Origin of the sequence: Glycomyces luteolus, assembly GCF_027622875.1 — a bacterium.
Classification (GTDB): Bacteria; Actinomycetota; Actinomycetes; order Mycobacteriales; family Micromonosporaceae; genus Glycomyces; species Glycomyces luteolus.
Genome location: NZ_JAPZVP010000009.1, coordinates 36091 through 53068 on the forward strand (window position 1 = coordinate 36091; position 16978 = coordinate 53068).

The following is a 16978-nucleotide window of genomic DNA, read 5'->3' on the forward strand; positions in this document are numbered from 1 at the left end:
CCTCTCTGCGACTACACCCCCCCCCCCCGGCCCCCCCCCCCCCCCCCCCCCCCCCGCCGTTATTGGCTCGCTCTTACGCGTCCCGCTTCTTGAACAGCGTCCACGCCGCCGCGATGATGACCGCCGCGAAGCCCGCGAACACCGCGCCCGAACCCCAGCGGTCGAAGAAGTCGAAGTCGGTGCCCATGCCCATGTCAGCCGGCCCCACCGACATCAGCAGCGTTCCAGCCGTGAACGGCAGGAACTTGACCAACGGCACCAGCCAGTCGAGCGTCGGGATCGACGACAGGCCGACGATGACGTTCTCGATGATCAGCGGCATCAGGAAGATCACCACCAGCGCCGACGGCACTCCCCGGAACAGCAGCCCCAGGCCGAGACCCACCAGCGTGTAGATCAGCGTGTAGATCATGTACCCGAGCAGCGCCGACCGCACCGGGTCGTCGAACAGGCCCGGGACCTCGCCGAAGAAGACCAGGACCACCCCGGCGTTGATCGCCATGGACACCGCCGTGACCGCGATCGTGGCCGCGGAGACGACCAGGATCTTCGCCAGGATCAGGCGCGACCGCTGCGGCAGCGCCGTGAGCGTCGGCTGGATCGTGCCGTGCCGGTACTCGTGGCCGGTCGCGAAGATCCCGATGACCGCCATGAACACGGCGAGGAACGGGATGCCGAACGACGCACCGCCGTTGACGGCGAGCGCCACGAACTCCGGGATCAGGTCCTCGTCGGTCGCGGTGAGCCCGAAGATCACCGGGATCGCGGCCGCGGCGAGCAGACCGATGCCGACGAGCCAGTAGGTCGAACGCAGCGTCGTCAGCCGCATCCACTCGAAACGAAGGGCGTCAAGCATTGGCGGAACCACCGGTCTTGGTAGCAGGGGCGATCGGCTCGGCCGCGATGAACTCCTCGGAGGAGCCCGTCGCGGACATGAACGCCTCTTCGAGCGAGGCGCTGCGGGTGGACAGCTCGGACAGCTCGACGTTCTCGGTGAACGCGAGGTGCCCGACCGCGCCGATCTCCATGCCGGACACGATCAGCTCGCCGTCCTTGCCCTTCGCGACCTCCGCGCCCGCGCCCTCGAGCGCGGCCGTGAACCCTTCCGCGCTGGGACTGCGCACGATCACCGTGGACTGCGTGAAGTCACGCACGAACTGGTCGACGTCGCCGTTGAAGATCATGTGGCCGCGGCCGATGACCACGAGCTCGTCGGCCATCAGCTGCATCTCCGACAGCAGGTGGCTCGAGACGAAGATGGTGCGTCCCTCGGACGCGAGGTGCTTGAGCATGTCCCGCATCCAATGGATGCCGTGCGGGTCGAGGCCGTTCGTCGGCTCGTCGAGCAGCAGAATGCGCGGGTCGCCCAGCAGCGCCTGCGCGAGACCGAGCCGCTGCGCCATGCCCAGCGAGTAGCCCTTCGGCTTCTTCCGCTTCACGGAGCCGAGGCCGACGAGCTCCATGACCTCGTCGACCCGCTTGTCGCCGACGCCGTTGGCGCTGGCGAGCATCCGCAGGTGGTTGCGGGCGGAGCGGGTGGGGTGGAACGGCTTCGCCTCGAGGAGGGTGCCGACCTTGTTCATCGGGCGGCGGATGTCGGTGAAGGCCTCGCCGTCGAAGAGGGTCTGGCCCTCGCCGTGGTCGAGGCCGAGCATCAGCCGCATGGTGGTGGACTTGCCGGAGCCGTTGGGCCCCAGGAATCCGGTGACGACGCCGGGCCGGACGTCGAACGACAGGTGGTTGACCGCGACGGTCTTCCGGTATCGCTTGTACAAGCCCTTCGCAGTGATCATCAGGCTCCAATCGGACTGAGGGGTAGGGCATGTGCCGAGGCGGGAAAGGTCCCGCGGACGCCGTCAGTCTATGAGGATCGGGGCCCCGTCCACACCGGCTCGCCGACGGATTTCGACCTCGTGCCCAGGGAGGAGACCACGCGGGCGGGCAGTACCGGGGTACTACGTGCGGGGGTGAGACCCGCTGGGGGCGGGCACGACGAACACCGGTCGTCGCGCGAATTTCGGGCCCCCGGTCAAAACCCTGACATGGGGGTACGACAGTCCCGGGGCCGAAAGCCAGCGCCGGTGAGCGACGACACGGCCACGGGCCTCGGACACGCTGGCCGGGGCGGGGCCGGGTGTGGCCAGGTTGTTTAGACTTGTCGGGTGAGCCTGCGACTGTACGACACCGGCACCCGATCCGTCCTCGACTTCCAGCCCCGGAAGCCCGGCGAAGTCGGCGTGTACCTGTGTGGCCTCACCGTCCAGGGACCGCCCCACATCGGGCACCTCCGCTCGGGCATCTCCTACGACCTGCTCATCCGCTGGCTGCGCCGCAGCGGCTACAAGGTCACTTACGTGCGCAACGTCACCGACATCGACGACAAGATCCTCGTGCGCGGCGAAGAGCAGGGCCGCCCCTGGTGGTCCATCGCCTACGCGAACGAATGCCTGCTCGCCGACGCCTACGCCGCCCTCGGCGCCGAGCCGCCCACGTACGAGCCCCGCGCCACCGGCCACATGACCCAGATGATCGACCTCATCTCGGAGCTCATCGACCGCGGCCACGCCTACGTCACCGGCGCGGGCGACGTCTGGTTCGACGTCTCCTCCTGGCCCGACTACGGCCAGCTCTCCCACCGCCGACCCGAGGACATGCTCTCCAGCCCCGAGCCCGGCGCGAAACGCGACTCCCGCGACTTCGGCCTCTGGAAGGCCCACAAACCCGGCGAACCCGCCGACGCCGCCTGGACCTCCCCGTGGGGCCCCGGCCGCCCCGGCTGGCACATCGAGTGCTCCGCGATGGCCCGCCGCTACCTCGGCGACGCCTTCGACATCCACGGCGGCGGCACCGACATCATGTTCCCCCACCACGAGAACGAGCTCGCCCAGTCGAGCGCCGCCGGGCTGCCGTTCACCAAGTACTGGGTGCACGGCGGGATGCTCAACCTCGCGGGCACCAAGATGTCCAAGTCCCTCGGCAACACGCTCTCGATCGGCGCGCTGGGCGAGAAGGGCTTCAGCAAGGCCGCCATCCGCTACTACCTCTCCAGCGTCCACTACCGCTCCGCCGTCGACTTCTCCGAGGACTCCCTCGGCGAGGCCCAGTCGGCCTGGGAGCGGCTCTCCAACTTCGTGCACCGCGCGGCCGAGGCGCTCGGCACCGAGGCCACCATCGGCGGCACGATGAGCGGCGACTTCGTCAACGCCATGGATGACGACCTGAACACACCCGCCGCCATCGCCGCGATCCACGACATGGCCCGCGACGGCAACGCGGCCCTCGATGCGGGCAACGACACCGCCGCGAGCAGCATCGCGGCCGGTGTGCGAGCTATGCTCGACCAGCTCGGCCTCGACCCGCTCGACCCGCACTGGGACGACCCGGGGGACGCGAAGCTCCACGGCGCTGTCGACGCGCTGGTGAAGCTCGCGCTCGAACAGCGCGCCGAGGCCAGGGCCCGCAAGGACTACGCGGCTGCCGATCGCATCCGCGATGAACTCGCGCACGCCGGCATCACCGTCAAGGACACCCCTCGCGGTCCCGTGTGGACAGTGGACTAGCGAAGCCTGCGGGCCTTGAGCGCGATCTTGTGATCAAGGGCGAAGCCTGCGAGCGTGTAAGTGTGACCGGCGGTGGCGCCCGCATGCCTGAGACTTCAGGCGAAGCCGCCGCCAGCAACGACCGAGACCTGGGGAACCGAGACCGATGAGCACCAAGGGTGGACACCCGAACCGCCGCAAGACCTCCAAAGCCGGACCGAAGATCGGTTCCGGCGGCGGCAAGAAGGGCCTGGCCGGCAAGGGGCGCACCCTCAAAGCCGAGGACCGCCCCTGGCACAAGGAGTACCAGGGCGACGACAAGCCCCGCAAGACCCAGTGGAAGCAGTCCAAGGAGCGCGCCAAGGCCGCCGCCGAGGGCCGCAGCACCAACATCGGCAAGCCCAGGCCCTCCGGTCCCGCCCGACGCCGCCGCGACGACGAGCCTGAGCTGATCCTCGGCCGCAACCCCGTCCTCGAGGCCCTGCGCGCCAAGGTCCCCGCCACCGCCCTCTACGTGGCCTTCGGCACCGAGCTCGACGACCGCGTCGCCGAGTCCGTGCGCCTGGCCGGCAACCGCGACCTCCCCATCAAGGAGCTCGCCCGCCGCGACCTCGACCGCCGCACGAACAACGCGCTCCACCAGGGCATCGGCCTCCAGATCGAGCCGTACCAGTACAGCGAGTTCGAGGACCTGCTCCACATCAGCAAGACCTCCGGCACCGCACCGCTGCTCGTCGCCCTCGACGGCGTCACCGACCCCCGCAACCTCGGCGCGATCATCCGCTCCGCCGCCGCCTTCGGCGGTCACGGCCTGATCATCCCGTCGAAGCGCGCCGCGTCCGTGACGGCCGTGGCCTGGCGCACCAGCGCCGGCGCCGCCGCCCGCCTGCCCGTCGCCAAGGTCGTGAACCTCACCCGCACCATCCAGGCCTGCCAGCAGGCCGGGTTCATGACGGTCGCCCTCGACGGCGGCGGCGACGTCGACGTCTTCGACCTGCCCGTCGCCACCGACCCGCTCCTCATCGTCGTCGGCGACGAGGGCAAGGGCGTCTCGCGGCTCGTCGCCGAGACCTGCGACCACATCGCGAGCATCCCGATCGCGAGCGAAGTGGAGTCGCTGAACGCCTCCGTCGCCGCTTCGATCGCCCTCGCCGAAGTCCAGCGCCAGCGCCGCTGAAGCCCGTCCGGCGAAGCCGCCGAAGCCTGGCCGGCGAACCGGAAGACCATTGGCGCCCAGGCGGGGGCCGCCCGCGACCGACCACAAACGGTCATCCCGTGACCGCGCGATTCGCCGCATCGGACTAACCTGGAACGACCCTGCACGCCCTAGCGCCCCCGGAGCTGCAACCACATGCCGGCTGAATACCTCCTGAGCGTCGACCTCGGCACCTCCCACACCGTGGCGGTGCTGGTGTGGCCCGACGGCCGTACCCGGCCGCTGCTGTTCGACGGCTCCCCGGTGATGCCCTCGGCCGTGTTCCTCGACCCCGGCGGCACCATCCACACCGGACGCGACGCCGAGCGGCTGGCCCTCACCGCCCCCGAGCGGTTCGAGCCGAACCCGAAGCAGCGCATCGCCGACGGCACGCTGCTCCTCGGCGACCGCGAGGTCCCCGTCGCCGGTGCGCTCGCCGCGATCCTCGGCCGCGTCGCCCGCACCGCCGTCGAATCCATCGGCCACCTGCCGAACACCGTCCTCACCTGCCCGGCCGCCTGGAGCGAGCAGCGCCGCGCCACCCTGCACGACGCGGCCGCCAAAGCCGGGTACCGGCCGGTCAAGATCCTCACCGAACCCGTTGCGGCAGCGCACTACTACACCTCCCGCCTGTCCCACCCGATGCGCCCGGGCCAGGCCCTCGCCGTCTTCGACTTCGGCGGCGGCACCCTCGACATCGCCGTCCTCGAACGCCGCCAGGACGGCTCCTTCGGCGTCCTCGCCGACGGCGGCCTGCCCGATCTCGGCGGCCTCGACTTCGACGCCGCCCTCGTCGCCCACATCGGCGAGACGGTGAAGCAGCGCGAGCCCGACATCTGGAAGCGCCTCGAGAACCCCAGCGGCGCCAGCGAACTGCGCAACCGCCGTGAACTCTGGGAAGAGGTGCGCGCCGCCAAGGAGATGCTGTCGCGCTCGTCCGTCGCACCCGTCACGGTCCCCGACATGGCCCAGTCCCTGCACCTCACGCGCGGCGAGCTCGACCAGATCTCCCGCCCGCTGCTCGCGCGCGCCGTCGCCGAGACCCAGCGGGTCTTCGGCCTCACCGGCCGCCGCCCCGACCAGCTCGCCGGACTGTTCCTCGTGGGCGGCTCCAGCCGGATGCCCATGGTGTCCAAGATGCTCCATGAAGGACTCGGCATCGCGCCGACGGTCCTCGAGCAGCCCGAACTGCCCGTCAGCGAGGGCGCGGCCCTCGCCTTCGCGGCCCCCGCGCCGGTGACGCCTCCGGCGCAGGTGCCGTCGACGCCGCCGCAGTCCCCGACGGCCCCGCAGTTCTCCCCGCCGATGCGGTCGGGCAGCCTGCCGCCGGTCACGCCGGGCACTGACGAGACGGTCACGCTGCGCCGCAGCGGGCCTGAGAAGGCCAAGCGCAAGATCCCTCCGAAGTGGATCGCGATCGCCGCGGTCGTAGTAGTCCTCGCGATCGTGCTGCCGATCGGCTGGTTCTGGCTGACGAACCCGTACAAGCAAAAGCCCTTCGACGAGGAGCTCGCCCCGGTCGGCGACGTCACCGCCTTCGCGGCGGAGCCCAACGACGGCATCTACGAGGTGCGCGTCTGGGAGGACAAGACCCTGTTCGCGTACACGACCGCCTCCGCCGACCCCAGCGGCGAAGAGCTCCACCTGCGCGCCGTCGACACCGCCTCCGGGTACCCGCTCTGGGAGAGCGACGTGGTCATCCAGGGCACGGGCTGGGACGCGAGCTACTACGTGTCCGACGACCTCCTGGCCTTCTCGCAGGAGGCCGACTCCAGCAGCGAGACTCCGTACCGCTTCTACTTCCTCGACTGGAAGAACGGCGACACACGCAACACGATCGACAGCTCGGACCGCACGGCCGCCCGCTCGGGCGACCACCTCGTGATCGCCCCCTTGGGCGGCAACACCTTCACCGTCTACGACGGCGACGGCGAGAAGGTCTCGACCTGGGACCTCGGCAACGCCGAGGAGAGCGTCACCGTGTCCAATTGGGACCTCGTGGGCACGCCCGAAGACCTCAAGACGCCGTCGACGCGCGCCAACGGCAACGGCCGGGTCTGGGCCGTCACGAGCGACAACGTCGCGCACGTCTACGACCTCGAATCCGGCGAGTCCGTGGCCGAGAAGGAGGTCCAGACCGTCGACGACCTGTACTTCGCCTGGGACAACCTGCTCTACGTGGCCGTCGACAAGGAGACCGGCTACGACCTCAACGTCTACGACATCGACGAGGGCCTGTCCCGTGTGGACGAGGAGACCATCACCTCGGAAACACCCGCGCCCGACCAGGTCAAGGCCTGCGGCGAGGAGCTGGTGTGCGTGCGCGAACCGGTCGAAGGCGTCACGGACGTCTACACCTGGCAGGTCTACCACCCGGAGAAGCAGGAGATCGTACACGTCTTCGACGAACGGGAGTACCGCTACATCTCCCCGCTGGGCGACCGCCTGATGGTCGAGCACTACGAAGGCGACGACGTGCGCACCCAGATCTACGACAAGGGCTTCGACACGGTCGGGAACAGCACCGACGACGACGATTTCGAAGCGATCGACGGCGGCAGCGCCCTCACCTGGCCCGCGGCCTCCGGCTTCAGCGCCAACACCGGCAACGTGGTCGGTCTCGGCCGCGACGGGACCCGCACCTCCCTGCGCACCGACCTCGAGGTCTACTCCTGCGACGCCAGCGACACCCGCCTCGCCTGCCTGACCCTCGAAGGGATGCAGGTCTTCTCGTTCAGAGACGCCTAGCGGACCGGCCGCGCAGTCCGACTGCGCGGCCCCGACGCTCGCTCCCAGGGCGCGAACGCGCCCTCGCCACGCAGCGACTCCCGGCACGCCGCGAGCGGGTCCACACCGGTGTCGGGAGGCCGCAGGGAGCGGCCTCCGGGAGTCGAATCGGTCAGACGGTGCGGCCGCGTCTGACTCGCGCCCACCACAGGATCTGGAGCAGCGCGCCGAGCGCGGGCAGGCCGAGGAACGCCCAGGCGAACAGCTCGTCCTTCGTCACCCAGTCGATGCCCGGGTAGTACGAGGTCTCCGAGTGCAGCACCCGCAGGCCGATCCCGATGACCACGCAGGCGAGCGCGGCCGCGCCGTACGCGATCCGCCGCCCCGGCAGCGGCACGGCGGCGGCGATGAACACCGCGGCGGCGGCCAGATAGATGACCGTGAACCCGACCGGCGCGGGGCCTTCCCTGCTGATCATGAAGGCCAGCACGGTGATGTAGAGCGCGACGGCCCCGGACAGCAGCGCGCCGCCTTCGGCGACGTACGTGTCGACGCGCGGCCGCGGCATCCGCCACGACACCCAGAGGAGCCACGGCGCGGGCAGCGCCAGGATGACGCTGTGCGCGACCATGCCCGGCGTCCCCCCGTTCCCCAGGAAGAGCATGGCCAAGAAGGCCAGGAACCAGACCACAGGCGCAACCGCCCAGGCCACGACGGACTTGACGCGACCAGTGCGGTCGACGGTGTTCGATGCAGCGTTCATGGGACCAGTCTTGCAACCCTGAGCAAGCGCTCCGCTACCAAATTCGTGCCATCGTTGTAGGGTCCCCACAGCAAAGCCCCACCCGTTGCCCGCTTATCGCCGCCTTTTTTCTAGGTTTCCGCCAAACGATGTCAGAGTCGAGGTCCGTTGCGATCCGAACCTGCCGCTGCCGAGTCGCTCAATCCTGCAGTTCCCATGTGCCGCAGTCTTGCGAATTGAAGCCTTGGTCCGACGAATCGATGGTGACGGTGGCTTGCAGTCCCGGTTCGACGTTGCCGTTGGCGATGATGTCGTCGAGTTCGCCGCTGAAGCCGCTGAGCCGCTCCCAGTAGCAGCCGAATGATTCATCGGGGACCGTTGTCGAGTAGGTCCCGGGCTCGATGTCCTCACCCACCGTCCAAATCCCATCGCCGAACGAGCCATCCGAGGCGCCGCCGGAGTCCTCCTGCGGTTCGGATTCGGCCGGCAACCATGTGCCGCAGTCTTGCGAATTGAAGCCTTGGTCCGACGAATCGATGGTGACGGTGGCTTGCAGTCCCGGTTCGACGTTGCCGTTGGCGATGATGTCGTCGAGTTCGCCGCTGAAGCCGCTGAGCCGCTCCCAGTAGCAGCCGAATGATTCATCGGGGACCGTTGTCGAGTAGGTCCCGGGCTCGATGTCCTCACCCACCGTCCAAATCCCATCGCCGAACGAGCCATCCGACGCTCCGCCGGAGTCTTCCTCCGCTTCGGGACTTGTGGTGGGTTCCTCGGTGGGTTCTGCGCTGGTGGTGGGTTCCTCGTTCGGTTCTGCGCTGGTGGTGGCCTCTTCGGTCGGTTCTTCGCTGGTTGTAGCCTCCTCGGTCGGTTCCGGCCTGGTCGTCGGCTCCTCGGTCGGTTCTTCGCTGGTGGTGGGCTCCTCGGTCGGTTCCGGCCTGGTCGTCGGCTCAATCGTTCGCGATGGCGCATCAGCGCTGTCTTCGTAGTCCGCGGCATCGAACGTCGCGCCCGTGATCGCCCCGGAAATGATCATTCCCAGCGCGGCGAGTGAGATGCCGATGATCGCCATGACCTTGTGCGACTTAAGGATGCCGATGATGCCGAGCACGATCGCGGCGGCCGCGAACAGACCGCCGACGACGAGGCCGACCAGCGGAATGAGTCCGAACAGCAGTGCGGCGCCGCCGAAGACGACGGCGAGCAGCGAAATGGTTCTGGGCCGCCCCGATTGCGCGGGAGGGCCGTAGTAGGGCGGGCCGGAAGACGGGGGCGGGTTGGGTACCTGGGTCATGATGCACCTCCGAGAGATTCGGTCAGCAGGTAGCGCCCAGTGACTCCAGAAGAGCATGGAATGCCCGGCCGGTCAGGGATACCGGGCCTATCCCAGGGCAGCCTCGACTGAGGTGACGCCGACCTTGCAGGCTCGTTGGCCGCGCTCGGCTCGAGGGCGTTCCCGCCCCGATGTCGGGACCTTCGCAACGCGGCTCATACGACCCAGGCCCCCGGAAGGGCGGCCTGGAAGCGTGTTCCACGGCCTGACCTCGGTCACTGCACGTGCCGAGGGCCGGTCGAGTAAGATTGCCTCGGCTCGCCGGGATACCGGCGCTGACCAGCCGGTGTAGCTTTAATTGGCAGAGCAGCTGATTTGTAATCAGCAGGTTGCGGGTTCGAGTCCTGTCACCGGCTCCATCGCCCGACCTTTGGTCGGGCATTTTTCTCGTCCAAGTTCAGCTTTCGGAATCGTGGGGTGTGGGCCGGCGGCACCAGGTTCGGGCGTCAGCGGTCGCCAACGAGGCGATGAGGGCGAGCGGGACCAGGCAGAGCAGAGCCAGGACCAGCCAGCGGTTGGTGCCTTCTTCGATGAGGTTCAGGATCGCGGTGATGATGAGGCAGGCCGCGTACGCCGCTGCGAGGGCGAGGGTGCCCCAGCGGGCCCAGTTCCGGTGGTATGAGAAGGCGATGTTCAAGGCGCCGTGGACGATTGCGAGAACGATGACCGCCCCCGCCGCCCAGGCCGCGCGCTCCTCGGCGAGGTTCGCTTCGTCGGCCGCCAGCGCGAGGATCACGGTCGCGCCGACGTAGAGGGCGATGCCGGTGGCGGCCCAGAGGATGAGCAGTGAGGCCACGACCTGGTGGGGCGGCTGGGCGGCGGTGCCGATCTTGGGGCTGTGGCGGGGTGCGTCGCAGTCGCACCAGTCGCGTGCGGGGCGCAGGAGCAGGAGCACGAGGAGCAGGGCGAACAGGAGGGTGCCGGCGGTGCCGGTTCCCGGGTTCAGCCCGACTCCGGTGAGGAGTGCGGCGGCGAGGGCGATCGCGGTCGTGATGAGGACGATGTGTCGTGCCCAGCCGCGGCCGCTGCGGACTTTGATCGCGAGGAGTCCGAAGAGGACGGCGACGGCCGCGATGAGGGCCGGTTCGATGAATTCGAGTGGGCTCCAGGCGCCTGCGTAGCGCACGCTGACTTCGAAGGAGGTGGCCACTGCCGACACGGTGGCGACCCAGGCGGTCAGGGTCGCGAGCAGCCAGAGGAGTGCGATCGCGATGAGGACGGTCGCGGGGGTGCGCGGCTTCGGCGCTGCTGCCGCCGGAGGCTCGGGCGGTTCGGGCGGCGTCGCGGGCGGCTCGGTCGGTGACGGCGACTCGGATCCGGGCGGTTCGGGTGGTTCGGCTCGGTCCATGTTGCGGCTTTCCCTGGGCTGTGGGCGATTGGCGATGGGATCCCTTCTGACGTTAGGGCATTCGGCCCGCCGGCACCACCTGCACGAGCGGTCGACGCCGGTCGGGACGCGGGTGTGGCTCGTGTTGTGTCGAGTGTCGGACCCGTGTGGGAGAGTCGTCCCATTTCTTCGGTTGGTCGGAGGTGGATGCGGGTGGGAAGGGGCATGCCCTATGTCCCGCTCGGCACGCCGAGCGGGACCGCCCCGAGGGGCAAGACGGTGCGGCGCCGGTTCGCGGCCGAGCGCCGCCAGCGCCCCGGCGTTTCAGCCACCAGGCGCGCTGTCCGCCTCTCAGTCCTCCACCGTCGCCGTGCCCGCGACCAGGCCCGCTGCGGCTTCTGCCGCGAGGGCTTCCGCCTCAGCCTCCGCTTGGGCGAGGGCCGCACGCAGGTCTTCGAGCGCGGCGTAGGCCGCGCCGCGTCGCTGCTGGTCGGCGAGCGTGAGTCTCGGGATCTTGACCGAGAGCAGGCGCCGCTTCGCGCCGGTGGCGGTGCGCTTGGCCGCGGTCGGGAGGCGGGCCGCGAGGGCGGCGGCGATCCAGCCGAGGTCGACCGTCGGTTCGCAGCTCACGGTCCATTGGGTCTCGGTGGCCTCGCCGCGCCAGCCGAGGCGCACCTGCGGTTCGCCGACGGGGTCGACGATGACGCACTTGACGTCGCCGGCCTTGCCGGACGCGGGTTCGGCACCGCCTCCCGGGGCGATGATCAGGTGGCCGTCGCGTTCGAGGTCGGCGAGGCTCGTCTCCGGGGCGCTCTCCTCGGTGCCGGTGCCGAAGCGCGGCAACGGGTGCCGTGCGAGTTCGTTCAGGCGCCCGCCGAGGCCGGCGACCGATTCGGCGAGGCTGGCGGCGTCGGCGGCGGCGCTGGCGAGGTAGACGGCGGGGGAGATGTCGACGTCCTCGTCCCACAGGCGCATGAGCGGCACCGTGGTCGAGTCGGCGGTGGCGAGCGGCGCGTCGGGGGCGGCCGTGAACGACTGCCAGGCCTCGGCGAAGTCGCCGCCGCCGGAGACGAGGAGCTGGGTGGTCTCGCCGCAGGGGGCGAGGATCCAGATGTGCGCCTTGGCCTCAGGGGAGTCGACGACGGCGCGCAGCGCGCCCCAGCGCAGTAGCTCGGAGCGGATGCGCCGCCCGGTGCGGCGGTGCGCGACCTGGGCGGGCATGCGTACGACGGCGTGGCCGCCGGGGGCGAGGAGCGCGACGCAGTGCAGGGCCCAGGCGAGTTCGGGTTCGGTGCGGGGCGGGGTGCCGTAGGCGAGGCGCGGGTCGTCGCCGACCGCGTACTGGTTCGCGCCGCCGTCCTTGACGTTGAAGGGCGGGTCGCACACGACCAGGTCGTAGCGTTCGGCCGGGACGGGCTGCAGGAGTGAGTCGCCGACGCGCGCAGTCACTTCGGCGCCTTCGTCGAGGAGCCGCAGGCGCTGTTCGGCGATCGCGGCGCGGGACGCGGAGAGGTCGTGTCCGCTGAGGACGCGGCAGGGGCCGGTGCGCCGTGCGACTTCGGCGAGGAGGTCCCCTTCGTCGCAGGCCGGGTCGTGGACCGCGGGGGTCGGGGTGCCCGCGGTGACGACGGCGGCGATGTCGGCCAGTGGTGCGATGCCCGGCGGGACGCCGGTGCCGGCGGCTTCGCGGGCGCGTTCGATGAAGAACTCGAAGAGCGCTGAAGCGGGCGTCTCGCGGCGCAAGTCCTTGAGCTCCTTGGCGATCGCGGGTTCGCCGCTGCCGTCGAAGGCCGCCGCGACCGCGCCGAGGGCGGCTTCGGCGGTCGGGTGGGTTCCCGCGAGTGCGAACCAGAGGCGGTCGGCGCCGGTGATGTGCAGTGCCCGGCCGTGCCGTTCGGCCCATTGCTCGAGTTCGTGGAGTGCGAAGCGGGGGCGCCGGGCCGATTCGTCTACGGGGGAGGGGAAGTCGGGCTCGCGTCGGCGCCAGTTGCTGACGGCGTTGCGGCCGACGCCCGAGAGGCGGGCGAGGTCGGTCAGCGTGATGGTCTCGCCTGAGCTGGCGTCACGGGTGGTCATGCGGCTCCCCTGTCTGGATTTATCGAATCGTAACCCACCCCGCGTTGCGGAGGCTCGACACAGTCTATTAGTCTCGTGAAGTGAGTTCACAAGACCTGAACGACGAACACCACTCCACAGAAGGTAGATCATGAACCTCGAATTCCCCGAGATCTCCAAGCGGCTCCTCGCCGCCTCCGGCGCCGGCCTCATCGCCCTCGCGGCCCTCTCCGCTTGCGGCGCTGAAGACACGGGCTCGGGCGACACCTCGAACACCGCCGACGAGGCCGCCACTGAAGCGGCCGCTGAAGAAGAAGCCGCCTCCACCGGCGATGGCACCAGCCCCGACGCCCCGCTCGCCGCGGGCTCCACCATCGAGGTCGCCGACTGGAGCGTCACCGCCCCCGAGGCCACCCTCGACGCGACCGACGCGATCCTCGCGGCCGACGAGTTCAACGCGGCCCCGGCCGACGGCTTCCAGCAGAGCCTCATCACCCTCGAGGGCACCTACAACGGCACCGAGACCGGCTCCCTGTGGCTCGACGTGACCTTCGGCGTCTGGGCCGACGGCACCTTCTACGACAGCATCGACTGCATGAACACCGTCGAGAACGAGATCACCCTCGTCCCGGACGTCTCCAGCGGCGCCACCTCCACGGGCTCGGCCTGCGTCGAGGTCCCCGCGGATGCCGAGTCCTACCTCCTCTACTTCGAGGACGTCCTGAGCATGGACGGCACCCAGTACTTCGTCGAGATCGGCTGAGTACCCACGGACCGGAGGGCGCGGCGACCATTGGGCGGAACCCGCGTCCTCCTTTGCACCCCAAGGCGAACGACGAACCATTTGGGGTTCCTTCCGGCTTGACCGAATTGCAACCATTGTGATCCTCGCCATGAATGCCGCGACGCGGTTTCACGGCCGTCGAGAACTCCCAGGTCACGACCGGGACGACCGCTGGGGTAACGATCCCTGACGCCTCAGTAGTTGAGTCTCTCCCATATCGTCACGCTGAATTCCCATACACCGCCTCACCCGATCGGCGGTGACCCACAGAAAGCAGCTCATGAACCTCAACACCGAGACCTTCGGCCCCATCCGCCGACTCCTCGCCGTCGGCGGCATTGCTCTCGCGGGCAGCGTCGCCCTCTCCGGCTGCGGCATCCTCGAGGACGCCGCCTCCGACAGCGCGACCGACAACGAGGTCAGCGACGAGCAGGTCGACGCCGTCGCGGACGCCAAGGTGGGCGACTGCCTGCCTGAAGAAATGATCAGCGCCGACCCGTCGGTCTTCGCCGTCGACTGTTCCGACCCGACCGCGTTCTGGACCATCACCGCGTTCGAGGCCGACCCGGGCCTCACCGCCGCGTCCGACGGCTCCAGCCTCACCGACCCGCAGCCGATCTTCGACATGTGCGGCGAGGAAGTCGGCGCCCAGATCCCGGGCGCGACCTGGACCGACTGGAGCATGGTCTACGACCAGACCACCCTCGAGGTCAACTACATCTTCTGCGTCGAGGCGAACGGCAACCCGAGCACCGAAGGCGTCACGCCGACGGTGCCCGCGAACGAGGGCGAGTGCACCCTCACCGCCACCACCCAGTGGAACTACGGCACCATCGACTGCGCCGCCGGCGACGCCGCGATCACCAGCGTCATCGAAGTGCCCCAGGCCGAGTGGGAGACCGTCGACGTCGACGCCCTCGCCACGGAAGAGTGCACCGGCTCCTCGTACTTCGGCGCCGAAGACCAGTTCGCCCGCACCGCTGCGGTCTTCTGCCTCGAGTAGGACACCACCGGGCCCCCCGGCCCGGCGCGCACTGCTTTGAAGGCCCCGAGACGCCGTCTCGGGGCCTTTCACCTTGCCCTGCTAGGGAATGAAGACGCAGTACTCGCGCAGATGATGCTCGAAGGTCGGGCTGATCTCGATCACCAGCATCACCTCGCCGAGACTGCCGAACGGCCCCGACTGCGCCACCCAGTCCTGGATCTGCCGGGCGCTGCGCTCGGTCACCCCCGGCAGCGACATCAGCACCGGCAGCGGCGCGTGGTTGAGGTCGACGAGGCCGCCGTCGTCGAACTGGCGCGGCAGGTCCGGCCGCCCGATGCCGAGCCGCTTGGCCAGCATCGGATCCGCCTCCGCCGTGCGCCGGGCCTGGTCGCGGAGCTTCCGCGCCCGGTCCACGACCTCGGCGCTCGACAAGCGCGCCACCGGCACCTGCAGCCGCGCGGGCGGCGCCCACACCGCCGAGCGGATCAGCAGCAGTTGCACGGTCGAGGCCAGCGACGTGACGCTCAGCGAGACCGTGAAGATCACGTCGACCCACAGCGGCGGGTACTCCCCGAACGAGCCGATCACCGAGCACGCGGCGATCAAGAGCGAGGAATGCACCACGAGCGCGAGGATCGTCCAGGTGTCGCGCCGCCGCGCCAGCGCGGTGGCGAACGCGATCGGCGCACCGAAACCGCAAGTGAGCAAAGGCATCAGGGCCCAGAGGTAGGTGCCGATGGTGGCGAGGCGGCGCCGGTTGCGGGTCTTCACTTCGTCGACGGGCGGGATGTAGGGACCGAGGGCGGTCATCGAGGAGGACTCCCAGGCGAGGTGTGGGGCGCTACCGGCCATGCGGGACCCGCCTGGGGCGACGCGGTCCAGGTCCGCAGCAGCCGTTCGGCTTCGATGGTATCGGCATCGGCGGGGCCGAGCGCCGCGGCCATCTCGTGAACCACAGTGGTCAGTTCGCGGTGGGCTTCGGGGCCTCGGCCGACGACGGCGAGGAGGTCGGCGGCGACGCGGCGGGAGCGGAGGGTGGAGCGGGCGCGTTCGCCTTCGAGGCGGCGCTGGCGTTCGATGACGCTGGTGAGGCCGGTGAGTGCGCTGGCGGCGTTGCCAAGGGCCGCAAGGCATTGGGCGGCGCGCATCTGGCAGTGGAGGGCGAGTGCGGGGTCGGGGCTCTCGAAGTCCTTGGCGAGCGAGCGGAAGGCGCTGAGGGCGCCGTTGTAGTCGCCCATGCCGAAGGCGCGGTCGGCTGCGGCGATGCGTTCGCGCCGGTCGGGGGCGGCGGTGACGGGTCCTTGTGCGGCGGCGGCCGCTGCGACGCGCGCGGGGGCGAGGGGGGCGCGGAACGGCCAGGTGGGGTCGCCGCAGTCGGGTGCGGTGGCTTTGGAGGCGGGTGCGGCGGCGAGGAGCGCGGCGAGTCGCAGGTGGACGTGGGCGGCGTCGGAGCCGCGTTCGGCGGGTTCTTTGGAGAGGAGGCGCGAGACGAGTCCGTCGAGTTCGGCGGGCAGGTCGGGGCGGTGGCGGCGGACGGGGTCGGGGAGTTCTTTGAGGTGCGCGGTCTGGACTTCGTAGGCGGAGCCGCGGTCGGCGAAGAGCCGTTCGCCGGTGGCCATCTCGTAGAGGAGGGCGCCGAGGGCGTAGAGGTCGGCGGCGGGTCCGGCGGGTTGGGCGCGGATCTGCTCGGGGGCCATGTAGTTGAGGGTGCCGGGTTTGTCGCCGGTCATGGTGAGGCGTGAGACGTCGGGTTCGAGGACGGCGGCGATGCCGAAGTCGACGACGTGGACGAGTCCTTCGGGGCCGACGATGATGTTGGCGGGCTTGAGGTCGCGGTGCACGACCTGCTTCGCGTGGGCGGCGGCGAGGACGGAGGCGAGTTGCGCGCCGATGGCGAGGGTCCAGTCGCCGGGGAGGGCGCCGGTCTCGTCGAGGAGGTCGCGGAGGTTGAGGCCGGGGAGGTAGGCCATGACGAGGTAGAGCTCGCCGGAGTCCTCGTCGAGTCCGGCGTCGAAGATCGCGGGGACGCCGGGGTGCTGGATCTGGGCGGTGACGCGGGCTTCGCGGCGGAAGCGGGCGGCGGCTTCGTGTTTCTGGGGTCCCTCGAGGAGGTCGGGTTTGACGACTTTGACGGCGACTTCGCGTTCGAGGTGCAGGTCGAGGCCTTGCCAGACGCGGCCCATGCCGCCGGCGCCGACCGGCCGGACGAGCCGGTACCGGCCGCCGAAGACCTGGGGAGTGCTCACGGTACAAGCATGCCCGGCGAGGCGCGGGAGGCGAAGGCCGGACCCTCG

At 70.0% G+C, this 16978-nt stretch carries 13 protein-coding genes and 1 tRNA gene; 6 read left to right on the forward strand and 8 right to left on the reverse strand.

Translation table 11 applies throughout. From position 1 onward, the window contains the following. Positions 1 to 73 precede the first annotated feature (73 nt). Together O1R50_RS12820 and O1R50_RS12825 are read right to left on the reverse strand one after the other, a co-directional pair. Entirely contained in the window at positions 74 to 856 is a 783-nt protein-coding gene (locus tag O1R50_RS12820) for a hypothetical protein (protein WP_270110456.1), read from the reverse strand. Next, positions 849 to 1793, reverse strand: a complete 945-nt coding sequence (locus O1R50_RS12825; RefSeq protein WP_270110457.1) for an ABC transporter ATP-binding protein — start codon at positions 1791 to 1793, stop codon at positions 849 to 851. The genes O1R50_RS12820 and O1R50_RS12825 overlap by 8 nt, the downstream gene beginning before the upstream one ends. 369 nt (positions 1794 to 2162) lie before the next feature. On the opposite strand from O1R50_RS12825, the gene cysS reads away from it, so the two are divergent. From cysS to O1R50_RS12840, 3 genes are all read left to right on the forward strand, one after another. Next, positions 2163 to 3560 (forward strand): cysteine--tRNA ligase, encoded by a 1398-nt coding sequence (gene cysS, locus O1R50_RS12830; protein WP_270110458.1) that lies wholly within the window; start codon positions 2163 to 2165, stop codon positions 3558 to 3560. A gap of 145 nt (positions 3561 to 3705) precedes the next feature. Continuing rightward, positions 3706 to 4716, forward strand: coding sequence for a 23S rRNA (guanosine(2251)-2'-O)-methyltransferase RlmB (gene rlmB / locus O1R50_RS12835; RefSeq protein WP_270110460.1), 1011 nt, complete (start codon positions 3706 to 3708; stop codon positions 4714 to 4716). Positions 4717 to 4890: 174 nt separating this feature from the next. After that, positions 4891 to 7482 (forward strand): Hsp70 family protein, encoded by a 2592-nt coding sequence (locus O1R50_RS12840; RefSeq protein ID WP_270110461.1) that lies wholly within the window; start codon positions 4891 to 4893, stop codon positions 7480 to 7482. Between the two features lie 151 nt (positions 7483 to 7633). On the opposite strand, the gene O1R50_RS12845 is transcribed toward O1R50_RS12840, so the two are convergent. Both O1R50_RS12845 and O1R50_RS12850 read right to left on the reverse strand, forming a co-directional pair. Further along, on the reverse strand, positions 7634 to 8224 hold the full coding sequence (locus O1R50_RS12845) for a hypothetical protein (protein WP_270110462.1): 591 nt from the start codon (positions 8222 to 8224) through the stop codon (positions 7634 to 7636). A gap of 178 nt (positions 8225 to 8402) precedes the next feature. Next, positions 8403 to 9494, reverse strand: coding sequence for a hypothetical protein (locus O1R50_RS12850; protein WP_270110463.1), 1092 nt, complete (start codon positions 9492 to 9494; stop codon positions 8403 to 8405). A gap of 321 nt (positions 9495 to 9815) precedes the next feature. Between O1R50_RS12850 and O1R50_RS12855 the strand changes: the two genes are divergently transcribed. Further along, positions 9816 to 9892: transfer RNA gene (locus O1R50_RS12855), tRNA-Thr, on the forward strand. Positions 9893 to 9930: 38 nt separating this feature from the next. On the opposite strand, the gene O1R50_RS12860 is transcribed toward O1R50_RS12855, so the two are convergent. Together O1R50_RS12860 and O1R50_RS12865 are read right to left on the reverse strand one after the other, a co-directional pair. Continuing rightward, a complete protein-coding gene (locus O1R50_RS12860; RefSeq protein ID WP_270110464.1) occupies positions 9931 to 10881 on the reverse strand; it encodes a hypothetical protein in 951 nt (316 codons plus the stop codon). Positions 10882 to 11211: 330 nt separating this feature from the next. After that, complete coding sequence (locus O1R50_RS12865) at positions 11212 to 12936, reverse strand: N-6 DNA methylase (RefSeq protein ID WP_270110465.1); 1725 nt, start codon at positions 12934 to 12936, stop codon at positions 11212 to 11214. Between the two features lie 130 nt (positions 12937 to 13066). On the opposite strand from O1R50_RS12865, the gene O1R50_RS12870 reads away from it, so the two are divergent. Beyond that, entirely contained in the window at positions 13067 to 13678 is a 612-nt protein-coding gene (locus O1R50_RS12870) for a hypothetical protein (protein WP_270110466.1), read from the forward strand. Positions 13679 to 13958: 280 nt separating this feature from the next. Next, positions 13959 to 14702 (forward strand): hypothetical protein, encoded by a 744-nt coding sequence (locus tag O1R50_RS12875; RefSeq protein ID WP_270110467.1) that lies wholly within the window; start codon positions 13959 to 13961, stop codon positions 14700 to 14702. An 81-nt stretch (positions 14703 to 14783) separates the two neighbouring features. Here O1R50_RS12875 and O1R50_RS12880 read toward each other — a convergent pair whose 3' ends face one another. Beyond that, positions 14784 to 15494: a helix-hairpin-helix domain-containing protein gene (locus O1R50_RS12880; RefSeq protein ID WP_270110468.1), complete on the reverse strand. Its 711-nt coding sequence runs from the start codon at positions 15492 to 15494 to the stop codon at positions 14784 to 14786. Continuing rightward, the gene (locus O1R50_RS12885; protein WP_270110469.1) at positions 15491 to 16930 is read right to left on the reverse strand and encodes a serine/threonine-protein kinase; all 1440 of its coding nucleotides are present in this window, start codon (positions 16928 to 16930) and stop codon (positions 15491 to 15493) included. Before O1R50_RS12885 ends, O1R50_RS12880 begins: the two co-directional genes overlap by 4 nt. Between the last annotated feature and the right edge of the window lie 48 nt (positions 16931 to 16978).

Bases quoted from the DNA above. Each gene is read 5' to 3' on its own strand.
- O1R50_RS12850 (WP_270110463.1), bottom strand. From the start codon at position 9,494: ATGACCCAGGTACCCAACCCGCCCCCGTCTTCCGGCCCGCCCTACTAC.
- O1R50_RS12860 (WP_270110464.1), bottom strand. From the start codon at position 10,881: ATGGACCGAGCCGAACCACCCGAACCGCCCGGATCCGAGTCGCCGTCA.
- O1R50_RS12845 (WP_270110462.1), bottom strand. From the start codon at position 8,224: ATGAACGCTGCATCGAACACCGTCGACCGCACTGGTCGCGTCAAGTCC.
- O1R50_RS12865 (WP_270110465.1), bottom strand. From the start codon at position 12,936: ATGACCACCCGTGACGCCAGCTCAGGCGAGACCATCACGCTGACCGAC.
- O1R50_RS12820 (WP_270110456.1), bottom strand. From the start codon at position 856: ATGCTTGACGCCCTTCGTTTCGAGTGGATGCGGCTGACGACGCTGCGT.
- O1R50_RS12880 (WP_270110468.1), bottom strand. From the start codon at position 15,494: ATGACCGCCCTCGGTCCCTACATCCCGCCCGTCGACGAAGTGAAGACC.
- rlmB (WP_270110460.1), top strand. From the start codon at position 3,706: ATGAGCACCAAGGGTGGACACCCGAACCGCCGCAAGACCTCCAAAGCC.
- O1R50_RS12870 (WP_270110466.1), top strand. From the start codon at position 13,067: ATGAACCTCGAATTCCCCGAGATCTCCAAGCGGCTCCTCGCCGCCTCC.
- O1R50_RS12840 (WP_270110461.1), top strand. From the start codon at position 4,891: ATGCCGGCTGAATACCTCCTGAGCGTCGACCTCGGCACCTCCCACACC.
- O1R50_RS12825 (WP_270110457.1), bottom strand. From the start codon at position 1,793: ATGATCACTGCGAAGGGCTTGTACAAGCGATACCGGAAGACCGTCGCG.